The 2,300-nt window shown below is 35.5% G+C and carries 1 protein-coding gene; it reads right to left on the reverse strand.

Annotated features, from left to right (window positions below; genetic code table 11):
• Positions 1–23 precede the first annotated feature (23 nt).
• The gene (locus V7137_RS29865; protein ID WP_335701425.1) at positions 24–1,868 is read right to left on the reverse strand and encodes a sigma-54 interaction domain-containing protein; all 1,845 of its coding nucleotides are present in this window, start codon (positions 1,866–1,868) and stop codon (positions 24–26) included.
• Positions 1,869–2,300 lie beyond the last annotated feature (432 nt).

Here is a 2,300-nt window from a genome sequence, read left to right on the forward strand (position 1 = left end):
ACATAGTATCGTATTTTGAAACATCAAATATTATATTCTTTGATTTTTCTCCAAAGAGTAGATCGGTCGATTCCAAGTGATTGTGCCGCTAATGTTTTATTGTTTCCGAATTTTTCCAATGTTATTAGGATGAGTTCCTTTTCCTTGTTTTTAATACTTTGTCTTTTTGTCGTTTCTTCTGAATCCTTCCGTCTCCTTATTTTATCAGAAAGAAACTTTGCCCCCTGTAGTCTTAAACTAGGACTCTCTTCAAGAACGACCAACCGTTCAATGGTATTCCTTAATTCGCGTATATTTCCAGGCCAGTCATATTTCTGGAATAAACCAATTAGTTCTTCTTGAACGTTGATGATTTTATTTTTCCTCTTTTCATTAAACTCATTTAGAAAAGCCTCTACCAGTTTTGGTATATCCGCTAAACGCTCGTGGAGAGGAGGCAATTCCAGCGAAAGTACATTCAGACGATAATATAAATCAGATCGGAATTGTTTTCTATCCACCTCCTCCTCTAAATTTCGATTCGTTGCGGTAATGATTCGGACATCCACTGGTATAATTCGCTCCCCGCCCACGCGCCTAATGGTTCTTTCCTGTAAAACCCTTAATAGGAGAGCCTGAATTCGTAAAGGGATCTCACCAATTTCATCTAAAAATAGTGTGCCTCCATGAGCAAGTTCAAATAAGCCTGGTTTTCCTTCTTTTAGACCGCCTGTGAATGTGCCTTTCTCATATCCAAATATCTCACTTTCGAGTAGATTTTCTGGCAGCACTGCGCAATTGACCGCGACAAATGGACCAACTGATCGATGACTGGCGGAATGAATACCTTGAGCAAATAATTCTTTTCCAGTTCCAGACTCACCAGTGATTAATACAGTAGATTCTGTTTCAGCAAATTTCCTTGCTAGATCTTTTGCCTCCAGTATTTCCTGTGTTTCCCCAATAATATCACTTAACCGATATTTTGCCTCCAAGCCATTTTGATGAAGTTTCTTCCGCAGCTGTAATTCTACTTTTTGAATATCTGTAATTTCCTTGAAATTTGATACGGCTCCGACAATTTTTCCTTTGACGATGACAGGAGATCGGTTAATGACAATTTGTCGGCCTCCGATAGTCGCAATATCTCCTCTTTCGATCTTCCCCGCTTTCAATACTCGGATCATATCAGATTGTGGGATGAACTCGGTGATGTTTCTCCCCTTCATTACCTTATCAACACCTAAGATTGTTTTTGCATGTTCATTAACCAGTCTAATGGTTCCGCTTCTGTCAATCGCAATCACTCCATCATGCGTTGAGTGGACGATTGCATCAACTTGATACCTTTCTTTTGTGATTTCCTCAACTAAATTCACTAATGATCCTGCGATCTTTAAAAAAGAAATCACAGAAGTAAAGGCGGGTTTAATAAAATGTAAATTTTTATTCCTTGGGTTAGAAATTAACCCCTTCATCCATATTGGGGCTAGATAAACGTGATTCGGCTTAAGTAGTCCTGCTTGTTTTTCGGTTAAAAAAGAAAGTTGAATCTCATCCTTCGTAACCTGTTCGGCGTTTTCTTTTCTCAACCACTCTATTTCTTTGGTTGAAGCAATTATTGAATACTCTCTTTTTTCTGGGATATCGAACAATCCCTTTATGCACTTTTTTACATCTTCTATATGTACTGAGATAGGGATAATTGGAAAAGAAAGACCCGCTAATTCCTTCTCGAAATTCACCGGTGTAATAATAACCATTGGATTCATGATCTGATCTAATATGGAATTAATGGAATAAAAACTCGCTGTTGAGTATCCCATTTCTTTTAATAAATGTGTAATTTGTTCTTCATATAGATCATTCATTTTAAAAAGTGCTATCATCCGGATCCCCCCTATAGAAATCTATGTAAATAAAATTGGCTTAGGAAGAAATTTGTTATTTTTTGTATTTTTCAAATATTCTATTTTTATATTAAAGTTCTATCTTTAAACTTTCAAGTGATACTGAGTGATAGATTTTACCTGTTTTTGCTGAACTAACTTTTTTACGCAAAAAAGTTCACCATTTCTGGTACACCATTTGAACTCCATAGGAATTTGTGATTATATCAGCTTTTTCGTAACACTTTCACAATGTAACATTCTTCATGACTTTCCTTACGAATCCGGATTGAAGCAAGAAGCTATATTTGTTTAACCGTACCGATCAAAAAAATCTAATAAAAGAAAAATTAATGAAGTATTTGGTTGCATAAAAATTCTTGATAATGTATATTTATTAATAATTAACTATACTTAGATAGTTTAATCTTA

The sequence above is a fragment of the Neobacillus drentensis genome, from assembly GCF_036962765.1.
GTDB classification, from domain to species: Bacteria; Bacillota; Bacilli; order Bacillales; family Cytobacillaceae; genus Neobacillus; species Neobacillus drentensis_C.